Here is a 20,150-nt window from a genome sequence, read left to right as displayed (position 1 = left end):
GCGATTTGAATTTTTAAGTCTCATTTTTTGTTCGATGCATTTAAAGTAATATTTGTCGTTCCGTAGGAATCTCAATCCAATTTTATTTTAAGTTTAAAAAGGATTGAATTCTAAATATAATTTTTCATCCTCGTCCTTAAAAAGAATTGAAAATCTAGGATTTAAGTGATAATTATCATAAATGTTTAGTTGTGTATAATCATCATAATATCCCCAATCCTGCTTTTCGAATTTGATTTCTTTAAATCCATCCTTCATCTCCAACTTTAGCATTTCAGATTTTAGAACTTCATAGAACTTTGTTTTATTCCAATAGTCAACTAAAACATTTTCTGAAAGTAGAAATGGAATAAAATATTTGGGGTCTTTTTCTATAAAGGATTTGATAATTGCATTTTTAATTTCTTTTTGTGAATACATACAATTCATCTAAGTTCCAATAGGCTGTTTCTGCATCATCTCCGAATTCTTCATTTAGCCAGTCGTTATAAGTTTGAATTTCATAATCTTCCGGGTGATTTTCTTGATAATTTTCAAGCCTAATTTTTTTTTCAAAATTTTCGTTTAAATAATATTGAAATTCTTGACTTTGGTTAATAGCATTATTATCATAAAATATTTCATTTTCAATTTCGTCAAAATATACTGAATAGCGTTTTTCATATTTCTCTTGATTTATTTTAAGAGTGTCAGATGGGAATTTATATGATTGATTGTCCAAAGTCACTGCCTTAATTTTAAATTGAATGTTACTAATTCTATCAATTTTGAAACCTGCAAGTTTTTTTAAGTTGAAGTTGTGTGTCAAAAGCGAAGGTGGATAACAAAAACTTGGTACATTTTTTATAGCCCAATTTAAATAGCCATCATCATTATCTAACAAAATAGAATCAGATACGATTTCAATATTTTGTTTTTTCATTTCTCTAAATTTAGTATTTGGCAGTAAAAAAACAGAGGGAATTACTTTTTCTAATAAAACAGAAAATTGTTCGGCAATTTCTTTTTCAGCGGAATTTGTTGTGATATTATTTTCGAATATCTCGTATGTGACTACATTTGTACTAATTTTTTCAAGTAACTCATAATCTTCATTAGTTATGTTTATAGTAGGAAGTATAACATTATTATTTTTTTCGATAAAACTATTAATTACTGCTTTTACGTAATTTATTGTTGTTTGATGAGTATTTAAAGTTATTTTACCGTAAATCAAACTTTTGACACTTTCATTTTTATATATGCCAAAATTCAAAATTTGTATATAATCATTATCTATTCCTTTCCTAATTCTTTTTTCAATTACGATTCCTTTATCAATTTTTATCCATAAATAATTTTCGTAATTTCCCCACCAATGATTTTCTTTAAAATACCCAAATCCAAATTGTAATGTACCTGAGAACCAATCTGCTAATATAGGTTCAGTTGAATTGAATATTTCTTCAAATGTATAATTAGCACTTTCTAGTTTTGTGAGATATAGTTTTTCGTTTTCAATTTTCCAATAGCCCTGATAACCTCGCCAGTGTGCTGTTGTAAATATTTCGAATTTTATATTTTTATTTTTTTTTAGGAAATCTTTCAAAGGAGCTCCTATTAATGAAAATTCTTCATTCTTATACTCTAATACTTCTTGTGCTTGAACTGTCATACTTATTGAAATTAATGAAAAGGGAAATTAGTTTTTTTAATGTAAAGCTTATACTTTTGCAATGAAACTAAATTATGAAAAAATATAATTCTATAAAATTGTTTAGAATAAGTTTTTTATTTACAGAAAATTTCTATTTCCCAGTCTCTCAAAAAATCACGATATTTGCAAACTTAAACTTTATTAAGTTTTACGCCTTTATGAACTTAAAATCGGTTTAAATTAAAAAAAATCTTTGTGCACTTTGTGTTCAAAAAATTAAATATAAAAAAGAATGAAAATTTCTAATAATTGGCTTAAAGATTATATCAAAACTGACCTTAATTCTGAAAAAATCAGTGCGTATCTTACCGATATCGGTCTGGAAGTGGAAGGTGTTGATAAATTCGAAAGCGTAAAAGGAAGTCTGGAAGGAATTGTTGTAGGTAAAGTTTTAACTTGCGAAAAACATCCGAATGCCGATAAATTGAGTAAAACAACAGTTGATGTTGGCAACGGGAAAATTCTGGAAATTGTTTGTGGAGCGCCGAATGTGGCTGCCGGGCAAATTGTTCCTGTTGCTGTTGTTGGAACAAAGATCTATGCAAAAGACGGAAGTTCCTTCGAAATCAAAAAAGCTAAGATCCGAGGCGAGGTTTCCGAAGGAATGATCTGTGCCGAAGATGAATTGGGTTTAAGCGATGACCACGCCGGAATTATGGTTTTGGACGAAACAAAATATGAAGTTGGAACACCGTTCGCCGATTATTTTGAATTGACAAACGATGAGGTTTATGAGATTGGATTGACGCCAAACAGAACCGATGCGATGTCGCATTACGGTGTTGCAAGAGATTTGCAGGCTTTTGTGTCTTCCAATAATCTTAAATCGGAATTCACAAAATTAGAATCAAAAATACTGACCATCGAAGGTTCCCACGCTTTCAAATTAGAGGTTGAAGATTCCGAACTTACACCAAGATATTTAGGTGCTGTTATCGAAAATGTAGAAATCAAAGATTCTCCGGATTGGTTGAAAGATAGGCTGAAAGCCATCGGACTTTCACCAATTAATAATGTTGTAGATATTACCAATTATATTCTCCACGGACTTGGACAGCCGCTTCACGCTTTTGATGCTGATAAAATTGCTGATAAAACGGTGAAAGTTGGAACTGTAAAAGCAGGGACTAAATTCAAAACACTTGATGGGGTTGAAAGAACTCTGAACGGTTCAGAAATCATGATCAAAGACGGCAAAAACAAGCCTATGTGTATCGCTGGAGTTTTCGGTGGGAGCGAAAGTGGTGTTTCATCTGAAACCAAGACTATTTTTCTGGAAAGTGCTTATTTCAATCCGGTTGCGATTAGAAAAGCCTCTAAATCTCACGGTTTGAATACGGATGCATCTTTCCGTTTCGAAAGAGGTGTTGACCCGAATAATGCAAGAACAGCTTTGACTCATGCCATCAATCTGATTCAGGAATTGGCTGACGGGAAGTTAGTTGGAGAGATCTTGGAACATTATCCGGAGAAAATCAAAGACCATTATGTGGTTTTCAGATATTCAAAATTAGACCAGATTTTGGGGACTAAAATCCATAGAGAAAAAATCAAAGAAATTTTAAAATCTCTTGATATCCAAATTCTTAATGAAATTCAGAACGGTCTTGAATTGTCTGTTCCGGTTTACAGAGCAGATGTGACCAGGGAAATTGATGTTATCGAAGAAGTGTTGAGGATCTACGGTTACAATAAGATCGATGCACCGAAAAAAATATCTTTCACACCTGTGAAACTGAGTTTTGATGACCAGGATGCTCTGGAGAATTCTTGGGCGAGAACATTACAATCCAATGGTTTCCACGAAGTGATGAACAACTCATTGACTTCTGTAAAAGATGAAACCAATGCTGTGAAATTGCTGAATCCTTTGAGTAATGATTTGGCATTTATGAGAAAGTCTCTATTAGAAGGACTTTTGGAAAACGCCATTTACAATATCAACAGAAAATCATCTGACATCAAGTTTTTCGAATTAGGGAAAATTTATCATAAGAAAGAGAAATACGAAGAAAGAAAGCAGTTAGCAATTTTGACTTCGGGAAGAGAGGTTGCGGAAAACTGGCTTCAGCCAAAAAGTGCAACAAATTTTTATTATCTGAATGCTTATGTAAAAATCCTTTTAGAAAAACTGAATCTTGAACTTCACGAATCAGCGTTGGAAGATGAACGTTTTTCCGATGCTTTGGAAATCAGGTCTGGGGGAAAAACTTTGGCAAGATTAGGAAAAGTTGCGCCTCAATTGCTGAAGGATTTCGATATCAGTCAGGAAGTTTTCTATGCAGAAATAGAATTGGAAACTTGCCAGGCTCTTAGAGCAAAGGAAAATTTGAAATTCATCGATATTCCGAAATTTAATAAGATCAGAAGAGATCTGGCTTTGTTGGTTGATAAAACCATTACTTACGCAGAATTGTACGAGTTGGCAAAATCCAATAAGTCACCTTTCTTGAAGAATATCAATTTGTTCGATGTTTACGAAGGCAAAAATCTTCCGGAAGGGAAAAAATCTTACGCATTGAGTTTTGAGCTTCTGAATGAAGAGAAAACTTTGGAGGACAAAGATATTACTGAAGTAATGAATTCACTTATCAAATCTTTTGAGAAAGAATTCAAAGCTGAGTTGAGATAATTAATTTGAAATTAAATAAATCAAAATCGGGAAATTTCTCCCGATTTTTTTATTTTTATGAAAAATTGAACTATGAAAAAACTATTGAATTCTCTTTTACTTATTACAAGTTTTACTTTTGCACAAACCTATAGCTGGGAAGCGTTGTCAGCTCCACCTTCCTTGACGGGAACTACGAGATATGATGATGTTTTTTTCCTTAACGAAAATCTTGGCTGGGCTGCAAGGGGAGGAAACGGGACAGTGTTCAAAACAACGGATGCCGGTGCTAATTGGACTGAGCAGATTGTAAGTTCACAGACTGGGCAATATTTTAGAAATATAGAATTTCTCAATGAGAATATCGGTTTTTTGGGAACACTCAATAATAATTTTTATAAAACCACAAATGGCGGAACAACCTGGACCCGAGTCAATAATATATCACCTTACCCACTGGCGATTTGTGGATTAGATACTGTCGGGGTATCTACTGTTTATGGTTGTGGCGCCTGGTTTTCTCCGGCTTACGTCATAAGGTCAACAGATTCTGGCAACACTTGGAAATACATAGATATGTCGGAATATGCTTCGGCACTTGTCGAGGTCCAGTTCATTGATGAAAATGTCGGTTTTGTTTCAGGAAGTGATGAACAAGGCGCTGTGATTTTAAAAACGACAAATGGGGGCGATTCCTGGACCAAAATATATAGTGCGGGAGATTATGGTGACTATGTATGGAAAATGCAGATTTTTCCGGATAATAAAACAATTTTCGGTTCGATCGAATCTGAAACTCAAGGAAAATTGCTGAAAACTTTTGACGGTGGATCAACCTGGCAGACCAAGGATTTCCCTGATCCTTATGTGCAGGCTGTTGGTTTTGTTTCTGCTACACACGGCTGGATGGGCGGACATTATTCAGGCTTTATGGAAACTTTTGATGGCGGAAATACTTGGGTCAATAATGATCTCGGCGGTTCACTCAACCGTATTTTTTTCGTTAATGAGACCACTGCTTTTGCATCTGGAAATCATATCTATAAAATGACAACCACAGGATTGGCTACAAATGAAGTGGGAAATGAAAAAGTTCAAAATCTCAAAATTGAGGTTGCTCCAAATCCGATAAAGGACCAACTGAATTTGAACATCCATTACATCCATTCAGACCATATTATTATAGGATTGTATGATTTGACAGGAAAATTTCTGGGCAATATTCTAAAAGATGATATCGGACAAAAAGGATTGAAAAAATATTCTATAGATTTCAGATATCCTGCTGGCGAATATCTTTTGGGAGTACATTCCAATCTTGGACGACAATCAATAAAGATCATCAAAAAATAATTTTCTTTAGGAGCTTAATCCCGCTATCCGCTATATCTTTTTCTTTTTTCTCGAAAAAAAGAAAAAGGATGTCGCTACTATCGGGGCTATAGGTTTTGTCGTTTTTTAGAAATTTTGATATTAATTATAGAAATCAACAATCAAAAGTCATCCTAATTCAAAATCATTCCAAACTAAGTTTTCGTAACTTTGCACCGATGAACTCGTTAGTTGATAAATACAATATTCCAGGTCCGCGTTACACGTCTTATCCAACAGTTCCTTATTGGAACGAAGCCGATTTTACGGCAGACCAATGGGAAAATTCCGTAATTAGATCCTTTTCAGAAAGCAATGCCGAAGAAGGGATTTCCATATATATTCATTTGCCTTTTTGTGAGGCACTTTGTACTTTTTGCGCCTGTCACAAAAGGATTACGAAGCAACATTCTGTAGAACTTCCCTATCTGGAAAGCGTATTGAAAGAATGGAAATTGTATTTGGAATTGTTCAATGAAAAACCAAAATTAAAGGAACTTCATTTAGGTGGCGGAACACCAACATTTTTTTCTCCTGAAAATTTGAAAACCATGCTGACTGGGATTTTTGATACGGTTGAAATTGCCGAAAATCAAGAATTCAGTTTCGAAGGCCATCCAAATAATACGACAAAAGAACATCTTCAGACTTTGTTTGATCTGGGCTTTAACAGGGTGAGTTTTGGTGTTCAGGATTATGACCCGAAAGTCCAGAAAGCCATCAACAGAATCCAACCTTTTGAAAATGTGAAAAACGTGACAGAGTGGGCGAGAGTAATCGGTTATAAAGGAATCAGCCACGATCTGGTTTTCGGATTGCCGCATCAGACTTGGGAAGCAACCGAATTTACCATAAGAAAAACTTTGGAACTGAAACCAGACCGATTAGCTTTCTATTCTTACGCACACGTTCCCTGGGTAAAAGGCGTTGGGCAAAGAGGTTTCGACGAAAATGATCTGCCAAGCGGCGATGAGAAACGGCGACTTTACGAAGACGGAAAAAAACTGTTGGAAGAACTCGGTTACATAGAGATTGGGATGGACCATTTTGCTTTGGAGCATGATGATTTGTATCAATCCTTGACCCAAAAGAAATTACATCGTAATTTTATGGGGTACACATCCAGTAAAACCCAGCTGATGGTAGGTTTGGGAATGTCTGCAATCTCAGATTCCTGGTATGCTTTTGCCCAGAATGTGAAAACCGTGGAGGAATATCAGAAGATTGTGGAAGAAGGTGAGATTCCTGTTTTCCGCGGTCATATTTTGGATGAAGAAGACCTGACCATCAGAAAACATATTCTGAATCTGATGTGTCAATTGGAAACGAGTTGGGACTTACAAACGTCTTTTCCGGAAATCGAAAATGCCATCGAAAAACTTAAAGAAATGGAATTTGACGGTTTGGTAGAAATCTCCGACAATCAAATTAAAATTACAGAAAAGGGAAGAGCGTTTACACGAAATGTAGCAATGGTTTTTGATCTCAGAATGATGAGAAACAAACCGGAAACACGGATTTTTTCGATGACGATATAGTTTTTTAGACTTTTAATAGAGAAAAAATGATTCTTTGCTTAACTTGTATTTTAATAGCGAATATTTGTCATTCTGAAAGAATCTCAACATTTGGATTCCTTCTGAATGACACCTTTAAGTTTTAGCAATTCTTCAATTATGAAATTGATTAAACAAAAAAATATCATTCTCAAAGGTCAAAAAGATTTTTTGGCTGATGTGATTTTTCCCGATTTGGATGAGAAATTGCCGCTGATTATTTTTGTTCATGGCTACAAAGGTTACAAAGATTGGGGCGCTTGGGAATTGATGGGAGAGAAAGTTGCAGAAGCAGGATCATATTTTGTTAAATTCAATTTTTCACATAACGGAACTACGATTGAGGATCCCAATGATTTTGCAGATCTGGAAGCTTTTGGAGAGAATAATTATTCCAAAGAATTGGATGATTTGGAAGTTGTGATCGATCATTTCAAAGGTCAAAAAGAAGTTGATCCTCAAAATATCATTTTATTGGGACACAGCAGAGGCGGTGGGATTTCTATTATCAAAGCTTCTGAAAATGAAAATATTTCGAAATTGATTACATTAGCAAGTGTTTCCACGCTTGACAGATTTCCAAAGAATGAAGCTTTTGAGAATTGGAAAAATGAAGGCGTCTATTTTGTGGAAAATGCAAGAACGAAACAAAAGATGCCTCATTATTTTCAGTTTTATAAAGATTTTGAAATTGATAAGGAAAGATATGATATAGAGAAAGCTTGCAAAAAGCTGACAATTCCAGCTTTATTTATTCATGGTTCTGATGATGAATCTGTTCCACTAGAGCATTCTCAGAAACTCAATCAATGGACAAAAAATTCTCAATTGAAAATCATAGAAAATGCTGGTCACACTTTTGGCGCAAAAGAACCCTGGAGAAATGATTTTCTTCCAAATGAATTGAATGAAGCCATTGAAGCTTGTTTAGATTTCTTAAAGTATGATAGATCTAACTAATTTTTCTTTTTCAGAAGGTTAGAATTCTCTATCCATCTTTTATTGGTATTGATGTCTTTCAGATACCAGATATTATTGGCATTCATCAGATACAGATTATGAGTGATTGGGATCGATATCTTTTTACCTTCCAGATGGTCAGCTCTTACAGAGATTGCATTTTTCTTACGAATATAATCGCCGCTGAAGATATTGGAATAGGTTTTATCCGTAGATTTATCATCGATGACCTCTATCAAAGTGAGGCTGTTATCATTCCTGAATTCTAAAATGTGACGCTCGGAATGGTCATCGAAATCTTCTATCAATACAAATTTTTTGTCCTTGATGTCAAAACCAGAAGCATCTTTCATCTTTTTGCTTCGGGTTTCCAATTTTTCCAGGATCTTATCCAGCGAAGAATAATTTTGAGAATAGAAGAAAACTGAAGATATCAGACTTAATACAAAAATTGTTTTTTTCATTTTATAATGTGTTTGATGCAAAAATAAGCTTTTGTAGAACTAGTGAGCAAATCTTTAACTAAAATTATAAAAACAGATTTTTAATTATCTTTGCATTATGATAAGAATTACCAAGATCTTCACTTTTGAAACTGCGCACGTGCTTTATAATTATGATGGCAAATGCAAAAATATGCACGGTCATTCATATAAATTATTCGTAACTGTAAAAGGTATTCCTATCAATGATCTGGACGACCATAAAAATGGTATGGTTGTAGACTTTGGAGATATCAAAAAAATCGTGAAAGAAGAAATAGTGGATGTCTGGGACCATGCGGTTTTGATCAACGGTGCTTCTCCTCACAGGTCGCTTGGGGAGAGTCTTCAAAATCAAGGGCACAAGGTTATTTTCTGCGATTATCAGCCGACCTGTGAAAATATGCTTTACGTTATGGCTTCCAAAATAAAATCAAAACTTCCCGGTCATGTTCAACTGTCTTACCTCAAACTTCACGAGACAGAGAATTCTTATGGAGAATGGTTAGCTGAGGAAAATTGACATTTCTTAATTAATAAAATTTATATTGTTTTTTTATATATAATTTGGGAGTTTATAAAATTTTAATATTTTTGCACCCTCAAATTTAATAAATTATGAAAAAACTATTACTAGTCGGTGCGTTGGCACTTTTCGGAGCTGTGAATGCTCAGACTCAAAAGGGAACTTGGATGCTTTCTGGAAAAACTGAATTATCTTTTAATTCTGCAAAAACAAAACTTGAAGTTCAAGGTAATAATTTCGGAGAGGCAAAAACAACTACCGTTTCTCTTTCTCCTGCTGCGAGTTATTTTGTGATTGACAATTTGGCTGTTGGTTTAGGATTAAGTTATACTAGCCAAAAAATCGAAGACCAAAAATCAAATACCTTTGCTATTCTTCCCCAAGCAACTTATTTCTTTCCTGTCAATGGTGAGGTAAAACCTTTTATTGAGGCTGGAATTGGATATGCTGCAAATAAAACAACAATTATGGACGAAGATGCCAACTTTAATGGACTTGCATATGGTTTTGGAGCTGGTGTAGCTTATTTTATTAATCCAAATGTTGCTTTTAACTTAGGAGTTAATTATAGTGCTGCAAATCTTAAGTATAAAGAAAATAGTGATTTGAAAAACAATACTAATAATATTGGTGTTGGTTTGGGTATTTCTGTTTTCCTGAAATAATTGAATTTAAAACTAAAAAAACCTCGCAACTCGCGAGGTTTTTTAGTTTGGATAAACAATATATTTCAGTCTTATTTTTTCAAAATTTTCCAGGTCTTTTTTCCAGCTTTCCTTGATTTCTTTTTCGGATTTTCCGGCGATGATCTGTTTTCTGAGTTCATCACTTCCAGCCAATTTATCAAAGAAGAGATTCTTCAGAAAGAAATCCTGCTGAGGATTTTTGTAATTCTTATAAGATCTCAACAGCCATTCCAAATTTATTTGTCTCAAATCCTGAGAATGTTGACTAAGGTTTTCCCCATAACATAGTTTTCCGTTCAGGAAAGGATCTTTTGCTCCTTCTGTCGGTTTTGGTGTGAATTGATATGGGAGATCTTTTGTCCAGGGCGAACCGTAGATCTGAAATGGAAGATTCGTCCCTCTTCCTACAGAGACCTGGGTTCCTTCGAAAAAGCAAAGGCTCGGATAGAGATTTATAGATTTGTCATTGGGCAGATTTGGGGACGGTTTGTCTGATACGCCGTAACGTTGTTGCTTATGATAATTCAGCATCGGAATCAAAGTGTATTTTGCTGTTACTCCATTTTTTAACCACTTTTCGCCGTTTACCATTTTGCCATATTCTCCTATTGTCAATCCGTAAACTACAGGCACATTGTGCAATCCGACAAAACTTTTCCATTGATCCATCATTATGGGGCCGTCTGTATAACCATCGTTGGGATTTGGTCTGTCCAGAACAATCACTTCAACATTATTTTCAGCCGCCGCCTCCATAATATAAGAAAGCGTTGAAATATAAGTATAGAATCTCACTCCAACATCCTGTATATCAAAAAGAATAATATCTGCACCTTTCAGATATTCCGCTTTGGGTTTTTTATTATCACCATAAAGGGAAACGATTGGTAATCCGGTTTTGTTATCGGTTCCATTTTTAACGTGTTCGCCCGCATCAGCAATCCCCCGGAATCCGTGTTCTGGTGCGAAAATAGATTTGATTTTTATATTATTTTCGACCAAGAAATCAACCAGGTGTTTTTTATTTTTTAGAATACTTGTCTGGTTAGCAGCAACAATGACATTTTTATTTTTGAGTAAGGGGAGATACAATTCCGATCTGTCAGCAGCAATTTCAAAACAATCTGATGGGTTGCTTTGTGTTTTAAAAAAAGTTAATGAGCTAAAATAAATTAGCAGGATAAAAACTAAAGTTTTATTTTTGAAGCTTAAAATCATTGATTTGAATTTTCCGTTATATTTCTCGAAAAAAATAGCGTTTTCCAAAGATAACAAAAATAACCTCTCCAAAGTGATCGTCTATATTGGTAGGCTTTCTGTTGCTTTGGGTATCATCGTTTCCCTGATCACGATTTCTACGGGACTTGGTTCCAAGAAAGCAATAGAAGACAGGATTTCCAATTTCAGCGGGGATATTTCTGTCAGATCGACACGTTCCAACTCTTCTTACAATTCATCTGTTTTGGACACGAAAGGTTTGGATATAAAAGCGATCAATTCTATTGCTGGGGTTGCCGGTTTGCAATCCTATGCTTCGGTCAGTGGTATCCTGAGAACCGAAAGTAATTTCGCAGGTGTTATTCTGAAGGGTGTTGGGAAAGATTTCGATAAAGAAAGGTTTCAGCCGTTTATGATTTCTGGCTCGATTCCCGATTATAAGGAGGATGGTTATAACAACGAGGTTATTTTATCAGAGAAAATAGCAAATGACCTTTCTCTTAAAGCGAATGACAGTATTGTCGCTATTTTTTCAAAAGAAGATCAGAAACCGATCTACAGAAAATTCCTCATCAAAGGGATCTATAAAACGGACATCAAATTAGTGGACGACCTTTATATGATCGGTGATATCAATCATGTTCGAAAGGTGATGAATATGAACGAGAAAGAGATTGGAGGTTTAGATATTTTTTTAGATGATACGGATAAGATCGGTCAGGTTTTCCCGCAGGTCGAAAAACATATTGGATATAAGAATTATGCCGAGAAAGTAACGGAAAAGTATCCGCAAATTTTGGATTGGATCAATATCTTCAATCAAAATATTTCGTTGATCATTGCGATCATGTTAATTGTCGTGGTGATCAACATTATAATGGTCTTGCTTATTCTAATTATCGAAAGAACCAATTCCATAGGGATTTTGAAAACGATGGGTGCGTCCAACGGGCAGATACGGTCCATTTTTATCAATTACACTTTGTTGATCATGGTTCCGGGCCTTTTTGCAGGCAATATCATTGGGATCGGATTATTGCTCATTCAAAAATATACAGGATTCATCAAGTTGGACCCCGAAAATTACTTTATCAGTACGGTTCCGGTGGATCTCAATCCTGTTTACATTATTGCGGTTTCTGTTGGGATCTTCATCGTTTCCGGGATAGCAATGATCTTCCCAAGTTATTTGATTAGTAAAATTTCACCCGTCAAAGCGATAAAATACAGTTAAAAAATTATTGTAATTTGGGCAGCTATTTCCGTCTTCCGCTCCCGCTTTTTTCTTCAAAAAAGAAAAAGAGCTCCGCTCAAGCCGGGCTGCGTGAGATTCGCCGTTTCAAAGAAATTAAAAATATAGATTATGAAATATTATAACAATATAGTCGAAACAATTGGTAACACGCCATTGGTAAAACTGAATAAAGTATTGGGAGAAGACTTTCCGGCTTTGGTTTTGGCAAAAGTGGAGACTACCAATCCTGGGAACTCTGTAAAAGACAGGATGGCGCTCAAAATGATTGAAGATGCAGAAAAAGACGGCCGTCTGAAACCTGGCGGAACGATCATAGAAGGAACTTCAGGAAACACAGGAATGGGACTGGCTTTGGTGGCTATCCAAAAAGGATACAAATGTATTTTCGTGACCAATTCCAAGCAATCCAAAGAAAAATGTGATATTCTTCGTGCTGTTGGGGCTGAAGTGATCGTTTGCCCGACGGATGTTAAGCCCACCGATCCACGTTCTTATTATTCGGTTTCCAAAAGATTGGCAACTGAAACAGAAAATGGGTGGTATGTGAACCAATATGATAACTTGTCGAACAGGCAGGCACATTACGAAAGTACAGCTCCCGAAATCTGGGAACAGACGGAAGGTAAATTAACACACTTTGTTGCCGGAGCAGGAACAGGCGGAACGATCACAGGCTGTGGAACATTCTTCAAAGAAAGAAATCCAAATATCAAGATCATAGGTGTTGATACTTATGGTTCGATCTTGAAGGAATTCCACGAGACTGGAGAATTGCATTATGATCATGCTTACACTTATATCACGGAAGGAATTGGGGAAGACATTATTCCTGAGAATTATGATATGAGCGTTATCGACCATTTCGAAAAAGTAACGGATAAAGATGGTGCGATCTACGCTAGAAAATTAGCTAAAGAAGAAGGAATCTTCTGTGGTTATTCTGCAGGAAGTGCGATTTCGTCTTTGGTTCAGATGAAAGACCAATTTACGAAAGATGATATCATTGTCGTTCTGCTTCACGACCACGGTTCCCGTTATGTTGGGAAAATCTACAACGATGAGTGGATGAAGGAAATGGGTTGGCTCGATTAAGTATAAATGATAAATTATCAATGATAAAAGATAAAAACCGCTTTCGAGAGATAGCGGTTTTAATTTATTTTCTACAGAAACAATTTGAACATAAATAATTCTGATTGTCCAGAAATTGTAACCAAAATCCAGTAATGATCGTTTTCTTTGCTGACAATTTCATAAACATATTTGTCACCAAGTTTGCTGAAGTTCTTTCTGCCATTATTATTACTTTCAATGAATTCTAATTCAAATTGATTGCTGGCCAGCCATCTAAAGTATAATTTTGAGTAAGTGCCATCAGAAAACGTTTCAGTCCAATATTTGTTGGTTATTTTAACAGTTGTTTTTTCTCCGTCCCATTCGAAATAATAGAAGTTTTGTTTTCTCTTTAGGAAGTCCAGCTCTTTCTTAGTAATCTTGATGTCCGGACGAGTGTCAAGTTTTATCCAATCATCTTTTCTTGGAGGGTCAATTCGATACAAATAATCTACAAATTCCTTGCAGTTTTTTTGGAATCTAAAGTACAATTTGTCTACTAAAGGTTCTTGTTCTGTCTCTGGAAACTGGCTCAAATAAGGAAAGATAAATTTTTCATTTAAAATTGTAATTCTTAAAGAATCGCTTAAACTTTCATTATTCTTGAAGCTTAGACACATTTCGTTGGTCAATTTATCAACACTGTCACTGTCATTCTGTGCAAAAGAAAAAGCCGAAATAAATAAAAAGAGGATTATATTAATTTTATTCATAATATTTTTACCCAAAAACCTCAAAATCCACCCCGTCAAAACTAGCAAAAACCATTGTAGGATAAGAATCCTGGTGGAAAATATTTCCTTCAGAATCAATCCCGATGGCGCCGGCAAAACCGTCAATTTCTTTCAACTCCTCAAAGGTTCTGTCAAAAGCATTTTCCATGGTTAAACCGTCAGTTACTCGGGTTACTATTTTAGCAGCGGTCGCATTGCTCACAATGTCTTCGCCAACGCCTGTGCAACTGACAGCACAAAATTTGTTGGCGAAATTCCCGGCAACCGTCGCAGAATCAGAGATTCTTCCGGGGATTTCAAAACCTTTTCCTCCAGTTGAAGTTGCAACGGCAAGTTTTCCGTGTTTGTCAATTGCAACAGCACCAACAGTTCCTTTTCCTCCGTTTTTTAGTTTCTCTTCATATTCTTTTCTACGCTGTGGGATTTCTGTTGAGAAATCTTCGAACCCATTTTCAGAAGCATAAATTTTCGCACCATTTCCACCCAAAATACGGTCGTCTTCTTTCATCAGTTCTTTGGCCACGAAAATCGGGTTTTTCACATCCTGGATATTGATCACACCACTCATTTTCTGAGTCTCACCATTCATAATAGCAGCGCTCATACGTATAATGCCGTCACTCTGGATCTGCGAACCAATTCCTGCATTGTACAATTCATCATCTTCCAAAAGCGAAACAGCATAAGCAACCGTATCAAAAGCTGAATTGTCTTTTAGAAACTCGTATGATTTTTTTGCAATTTCTTTCAGCGAGTTTTGTTTGGCCAGCTTAACTTCATTGCTTTGGCTGCTTTCGGAGAAAAATCCACCGTGAATGATTATTTTCATATTTAATATGGAAGTTTAGTATTATAGGTCTTCGAGGACCTCAGACTGACATTGTTGAAAGATAAAAATAATTAATTATAGAAATGCCACACAGAAATCAACATGTTATTAACTATTCGGAATAACCTGCGGAATCGGGTTGTACTGGGAATTAACAATCGTCATTTCTCTGGTTTTCAAATCGAAAGTATCATTCATAGACAGGACATCTACAATTAAGTTTTTGATAGAAATTGGCTGACCTAATTCTACATTTGTCAAGTTAGTATCTTTGATTTGAAGCCCATCAACGATGATTACCAGTCCGGAACCAATTGCTGTCATTGTATTATCTTCTATAAACAGGCCTGTATCTTCACCTAAGCCGATTCCCAGGGTTCTCGGGTTATTCACGACCGCTTGGAACAGTCTTCCGATTCTTCCCCTTTGAACAAAGTGTGTGTCTATGATCACATTTTCTATGAACCCAAGGCCTTGTGTTGTCTTGATCTCTCCCTTCAAAAGTGCTTCGGAGCTCGAACCTTGGTAGATCATATTTTCCGATGCAGCAGCTGCTCCGGCAGAAGTTCCTGCGTAGATAAAATCTTCGGTTTGATATTTAGTTAAAATCGCATCGTGGAATCTCGTTCCTCCAAGAATCGAGGTCAGACGAAGCTGGTCGCCACCCGTGAACATAACAACATCTGCAGCGTTGGCTCTTGCAACAATAGCATCGCTGTTTGCTTGTTCGCGGTTTTGGATGTCCAGAATATTACAGTTTTTAATGCCAAGATATTCGAAGGCCTTTTTATATTCCGGGCCTACAATGCCCGGGATCTGTGATGCGGTAGTGATGACTTCGATCACGGAGTCTTCTTTGTGTTTGGACTCGTCGATTATTTTTCTGAGGATTCCCCGTTCAAAAAAGTTGAGGTTTTTTTCAACATTTGGGTCAAAACTGGATTCCGTAAAACTTCCTTTATTTACGGCGCCTCCAATGATGACTAGTTTTCCTTTTGATTTCATGTTAACAAAAATAATAAATCATATCAGAAAAACTTCATTTTAACACGCCAAAAATTCCCTGAATAGATTTAAACTTTTAATTATTAATAACTTATTCCTATGAATTGGTGTGGCTGAATTAACAATTTGTTAATTATTTTGAGTAATTGATAACGAATTTATTTTATATCAAAATAATTATTTCTGATTTTTTTAAATTTAAATGCTTTTCTATTATCTTTGATAAAGTAGAAATGTGACATAGAGAATAAATTGATATGAAAATAGAAAAAATACAGGTTTTAAGAGGTCCTAATATCTGGAGCATTACCAGAAAAAAATTGATCCAGATGCGATTGGATCTGGAAGAAATAGAACATCTGCCAACCAATAAAATAGAAGGATTCCGGGAAAGGATCGAACAATTGTTGCCGTCTCTTTATTCCCACAGATGTTCAGAAGGTGTAGAAGGCGGTTTTTTCAAACGTGTGGAAATGGGGACGTGGATGGGACATGTCATTGAGCATATTGCATTGGAAATTCAGACACTTGCGGGAATGGATGTTGGATTTGGGAGAACCAGGGAAACCAAAACGCCCGGAACTTACAATGTTGTTTTCAATTATCTCGAGGAAAGGGCAGGGGTTTTCGCTGCTGAAGAATCTGTGAAGATTGCCCAATGCTTAATTGATGGAACTGATTATGATATCAGCGATTGTGTCCATAAACTAAAGGAAATTCGTGAAAGGGAAAGATTGGGACCTTCTACAGGAAGTATTGTGGAGGAAGCGGCTTCCAGAAGGATTCCTTGGATCAGGTTGGGGAAAAATTCGCTGGTCCAGTTGGGTTATGGAATTAATCAGCAGAGATTTCAAGCGACCATCACGGGAAATACAAGCAGCATTGCAGTTGATATTGCCTGCAACAAAGAGCTCACAAAAAAAATGCTGGAAGATGCCGCAATTCCTGTTCCGTCCGGAGGATTGGTTGTGGATGAAGAAGATTTGCAATATGTCATCAAGAAAATTGGTTATCCGTTGGTTCTGAAACCTTTGGATGGAAATCACGGTAAAGGTGCTTCTATCAATGTCAAGGATTATGAGACGGCGGTTATCGGCCTGGAACACGCTCAGAAATATTCCAGAAAAGTCATTGTAGAAAAATATATTACGGGTTTTGATTTCCGGGTTTTGGTCATCAATCACAAGATGGTTGCCGCAGCCAGAAGAGTTCCTGCTCACGTCGTCGGAGATGGTGAAATGAATATCCAGCAATTAATAGATAAAGAAAATCTTGACCCAAGAAGAGGTTACGGGCACGAAAATGTTTTGACGGAAATTGATGTTGATAAAGATACCAACGAACTTCTTGAAAAATTGAATTATACTCTTGAAACGATTCCACAAAAAGGAGAAATCGTTTATTTAAAATCGACGGCAAATCTTTCAACTGGAGGAACTTCGATTGATGTGACGGATATGATTCATCCGGAGAATATTCAGATGGCTGAACGTGTTTCCAGAATCATCGGATTGGATGTCTGCGGAATCGATATTATGGCAGAAAATCTCACGCAGCCTCTTAAAGAAAGTGGTGGTGCAATTTTGGAAGTGAATGCAGCTCCGGGATTCAGAATGCACCTTGCACCTAGTGAAGGTCTGCCGAGAAACGTAGCAGCTCCGGTTGTTGATATGTTATATCCTCAAGGAAAAGAATTCAGAATTCCAATCATTGCGGTGACAGGAACTAATGGGAAGACGACGACGACAAGATTGTTGGCTCACATCGTTAAAAATAATGGAAAAAGAGTAGGATTTACAACATCTGACGGGATTTATATTCAAAATACCTTATTGGAAAAAGGGGATACGACCGGACCAATGTCTGCGGAATTTATCCTGAAAGACCCGACTGTGGAATTTGCTGTCTTGGAAACGGCTAGAGGTGGAATTTTACGTTCCGGATTAGGATTTGGAAGTTGTGATATTGGTGTTTTAACCAATATTAAAGAAGATCATTTGGGATTGAGCGATATTCATAATCTTAAAGATCTCACCAGGGTTAAACGTGTGGTACTGGACAGCGTGAAAAAAGATGGTTGGTGTATCCTGAATGCCGATGACGAATATTCTATGAGACTGGCTGATGATCTACGCCCGAAAGTGGCACTTTTCAGTTTGGATGAAAATAATCTACATATCAAAAAATTTGCGAAAGAAGGAAAAATTACCTGTGTTTATGAGGAAGGTTTTGTGACCATCAAGAAAGGCGAGTGGAAGATCAGGATAGAGCGTGTCAAGAATATTCCGATCACGATGGAGGGCAAGGCGAAATTTATGATCGCGAATGTTCTTGCTGCTTCTTTGGCGGCTTATGTATATGGTTTCGAAATTCCTAATATTGCTTTGGCTTTGACGACATTTATCCCAAGTGCGCAGTTGACTCCGGGCAGGCTGAATGTCTTCAAGTTTAAGAACTTCAAAGTGATGATCGACTTTGCACACAATCCTGCAAGTTATGAGGCCATAGAAGATTATCTCAGAAATATAGAATCCAACAAGAAGATCGGGATCATTTCGGGCGTTGGAGACAGACGGGATAATGACATCCGGGAATGTGGGAAGATCGCAGCAAGAATGTTTGACCATATCATCATCAGAAATGAGAAGCATCTGCGGGGAAGAACTGAAGAAGAGATCAACGGATTAATAATGGAAGGTATCCAAAGTGTGGACAAAAGTGTCAGCTACGAATGTATCCCGAAAGAGATCGATGCATTGAAACACGCAATGAGCCTGGCCGAAGAAGGGACTTTTATCACGGCACTCAGCGATGTGATACACAATGCGATAGAATTGGTTCAGGAATATCAAGCAAAAGAGCTCCAGGACGAATAATTGTTAAAATTTTGCATCAAAACCGCTTCGGATTTCCAAGGCGGTTTCTTGTTTATGAGATAAATGATCCTTAAATTCAACAATTCATATTCCGATCAATGCAGACATTAAAAATCATAACAGCTGTTATCGCTTTAAGTAGTTCATCGATGTTATTTTCACAAAACTATAAAACCTCTTCAACAGCAAAAGCCGGAAAAGAGTTTCCAAAAATAGACAATGATAGAAAAGCGAAGTTCAGGGTTTATTTTCCTGAAGCAAAATCTGTGGTTCTGGAAGGTGGAGATGGAATGCAAACTGTAAAATCTACCATAACCAAAGATAAAGATGGCTTTTGGAATGTCTCAACTTCACCTTTGGCAATAGGTTTTCATTATTATTGGTTCAATGTGGATGGAAAACGGACTAATGACCCAAATACGGAATTATATTTTGGATATGGACAACCAACAAGCGGAATCGAAGTTCCTTCCGGCGAAGATTTCTTTTTTGAAAAAAATGTGAAGCACGGCAAAATAGTTGATGATAGTTTAAATTCAGAAATAACTAAAGGAAAAAGAAACTTCAAAGTTTATTTACCTCCAAATTATGGAACGAAGAAACTTCCGGTTTTATATCTCTATCACGGGACTGGCGAGAATATTACCGGCTGGGAAAAACAAGGCTTTGTCAGAAATATTCTCGACAATCTTTTTGCAGAAGGAAAAGCAAAAGAAATGATTGTTGTAATGGATCATGGTGTTGCGTTGGATCCTGAGCAAGAGAAATTGGCCGATGATTATCCCAGAACAGTTCTTTCTACCAAAAATCTGGAGAAGGTTGTGATTCAGGAGCTGATCCCTTACATCGATAAAAAATATAAAACAGACAGTAGAAAAGCCATTGCAGGACTTTCGCGTGGGAGTTACCAGGCGATGTTCATTGGAGCAGATTATCCGGAACTATTTTCAGCGATTGGTTCTTTCAGTCCGGTAATTTATGAAGGGACGGAAAGTCAGCCTTTCAAAGAACTGCCTGTTGATAATCTTTTGAAATCGAAATCAAAACCTTTCTTTTTTAGGGGGATTGGAGAGAAAGAAGACCAGCGTTTCATCAATTATAATAATTTATTGAGCAATTATTTTACTCAAAACAAATATCCATTTATCCGATACAAATCTGATGGAACTTACCACGAATGGCTTACCTGGAGGCGTTGCCTGTATGAGTTTGCTCAGAAGATTTTTAAATAA

General features: G+C 36.3%; 17 protein-coding genes. 10 read left to right on the top strand and 7 right to left on the bottom strand.

Annotated elements, in window-relative coordinates; genetic code table 11:
• Nucleotides 1-93: 93 nt before the first annotated feature.
• Complete coding sequence (locus K319_RS0115710) at nucleotides 94-420, bottom strand: hypothetical protein (protein ID WP_027384458.1); 327 nt, start codon at nucleotides 418-420, stop codon at nucleotides 94-96.
• Nucleotides 398-1,654 carry a hypothetical protein gene (locus tag K319_RS21160; protein ID WP_027384457.1) on the bottom strand — a complete coding sequence of 419 codons (1,257 nt, stop codon included), beginning with the start codon at nucleotides 1,652-1,654 and terminating at the stop codon, nucleotides 398-400. The genes K319_RS0115710 and K319_RS21160 overlap by 23 nt, the downstream gene beginning before the upstream one ends.
• Nucleotides 1,655-1,928: 274 nt before the next feature.
• On the opposite strand from K319_RS21160, the gene pheT reads away from it, so the two are divergent.
• From pheT to K319_RS0115685, 4 genes are all read left to right on the top strand, one after another.
• Nucleotides 1,929-4,328: a phenylalanine--tRNA ligase subunit beta gene (gene pheT / locus K319_RS0115700; protein WP_027384456.1), complete on the top strand. Its 2,400-nt coding sequence runs from the start codon at nucleotides 1,929-1,931 to the stop codon at nucleotides 4,326-4,328.
• A 72-nt stretch (nucleotides 4,329-4,400) separates the two neighbouring features.
• A complete protein-coding gene (locus K319_RS0115695; protein WP_027384455.1) occupies nucleotides 4,401-5,660 on the top strand; it encodes a YCF48-related protein in 1,260 nt (419 codons plus the stop codon).
• Nucleotides 5,661-5,857: 197 nt separating this feature from the next.
• Complete coding sequence (hemN, locus tag K319_RS0115690; protein ID WP_027384454.1) at nucleotides 5,858-7,216, top strand: oxygen-independent coproporphyrinogen III oxidase; 1,359 nt, start codon at nucleotides 5,858-5,860, stop codon at nucleotides 7,214-7,216.
• Nucleotides 7,217-7,354: 138 nt separating this feature from the next.
• Complete coding sequence (locus tag K319_RS0115685; protein ID WP_027384453.1) at nucleotides 7,355-8,194, top strand: alpha/beta hydrolase family protein; 840 nt, start codon at nucleotides 7,355-7,357, stop codon at nucleotides 8,192-8,194.
• Here the strand turns inward: K319_RS0115685 and K319_RS0115680 are convergent.
• On the bottom strand, nucleotides 8,191-8,658 hold the full coding sequence (locus K319_RS0115680) for a hypothetical protein (protein WP_027384452.1): 468 nt from the start codon (nucleotides 8,656-8,658) through the stop codon (nucleotides 8,191-8,193). The two genes, K319_RS0115685 and K319_RS0115680, sit on opposite strands and share 4 nt — an antisense overlap.
• A gap of 97 nt (nucleotides 8,659-8,755) precedes the next feature.
• Here K319_RS0115680 and queD point away from each other — a divergent pair, with 97 nt between their 5' ends.
• Complete coding sequence (gene queD, locus K319_RS0115675; RefSeq protein ID WP_027384451.1) at nucleotides 8,756-9,199, top strand: 6-carboxytetrahydropterin synthase QueD; 444 nt, start codon at nucleotides 8,756-8,758, stop codon at nucleotides 9,197-9,199.
• A 95-nt stretch (nucleotides 9,200-9,294) separates the two neighbouring features.
• Entirely contained in the window at nucleotides 9,295-9,867 is a 573-nt protein-coding gene (locus K319_RS0115670) for a porin family protein (RefSeq protein WP_027384450.1), read from the top strand.
• Nucleotides 9,868-9,909: 42 nt separating this feature from the next.
• On the opposite strand, the gene K319_RS0115665 is transcribed toward K319_RS0115670, so the two are convergent.
• On the bottom strand, nucleotides 9,910-11,106 hold the full coding sequence (locus K319_RS0115665; RefSeq protein WP_027384449.1) for an exo-beta-N-acetylmuramidase NamZ family protein: 1,197 nt from the start codon (nucleotides 11,104-11,106) through the stop codon (nucleotides 9,910-9,912).
• Nucleotides 11,107-11,110: 4 nt separating this feature from the next.
• On the opposite strand from K319_RS0115665, the gene K319_RS0115660 reads away from it, so the two are divergent.
• Both K319_RS0115660 and K319_RS0115655 read left to right on the top strand, forming a co-directional pair.
• A complete protein-coding gene (locus K319_RS0115660) occupies nucleotides 11,111-12,340 on the top strand; it encodes an ABC transporter permease (protein WP_027384448.1) in 1,230 nt (409 codons plus the stop codon).
• Nucleotides 12,341-12,469: 129 nt separating this feature from the next.
• Nucleotides 12,470-13,453, top strand: a complete 984-nt coding sequence (locus tag K319_RS0115655) for a PLP-dependent cysteine synthase family protein (protein ID WP_027384447.1) — start codon at nucleotides 12,470-12,472, stop codon at nucleotides 13,451-13,453.
• A 71-nt stretch (nucleotides 13,454-13,524) separates the two neighbouring features.
• Here K319_RS0115655 and K319_RS0115650 read toward each other — a convergent pair whose 3' ends face one another.
• The 3 genes from K319_RS0115650 to K319_RS20620 all read right to left on the bottom strand — a co-directional run bounded on the left by K319_RS0115650 (nucleotide 13,525) and on the right by K319_RS20620 (nucleotide 16,042).
• Entirely contained in the window at nucleotides 13,525-14,187 is a 663-nt protein-coding gene (locus tag K319_RS0115650; RefSeq protein WP_027384446.1) for a hypothetical protein, read from the bottom strand.
• 7 nt (nucleotides 14,188-14,194) lie between these two features.
• Nucleotides 14,195-15,037 (bottom strand): isoaspartyl peptidase/L-asparaginase, encoded by an 843-nt coding sequence (locus tag K319_RS0115645; RefSeq protein WP_027384445.1) that lies wholly within the window; start codon nucleotides 15,035-15,037, stop codon nucleotides 14,195-14,197.
• Nucleotides 15,038-15,145: 108 nt separating this feature from the next.
• A complete protein-coding gene (locus tag K319_RS20620; protein WP_034671977.1) occupies nucleotides 15,146-16,042 on the bottom strand; it encodes a cyanophycinase in 897 nt (298 codons plus the stop codon).
• A gap of 257 nt (nucleotides 16,043-16,299) precedes the next feature.
• On the opposite strand from K319_RS20620, the gene cphA reads away from it, so the two are divergent.
• Nucleotides 16,300-18,918, top strand: coding sequence for a cyanophycin synthetase (cphA, locus tag K319_RS0115635; RefSeq protein WP_027384444.1), 2,619 nt, complete (start codon nucleotides 16,300-16,302; stop codon nucleotides 18,916-18,918).
• Between the two features lie 98 nt (nucleotides 18,919-19,016).
• Nucleotides 19,017-20,150 carry an alpha/beta hydrolase-fold protein gene (locus K319_RS20615; RefSeq protein ID WP_084403462.1) on the top strand — a complete coding sequence of 378 codons (1,134 nt, stop codon included), beginning with the start codon at nucleotides 19,017-19,019 and terminating at the stop codon, nucleotides 20,148-20,150.

The sequence above is a fragment of the Epilithonimonas caeni DSM 17710 genome, assembly GCF_000426465.1.
GTDB lineage: Bacteria > Bacteroidota > Bacteroidia > Flavobacteriales > Weeksellaceae > Epilithonimonas > Epilithonimonas caeni.
This window is presented reverse-complemented; position numbering and strand designations above follow the sequence as displayed.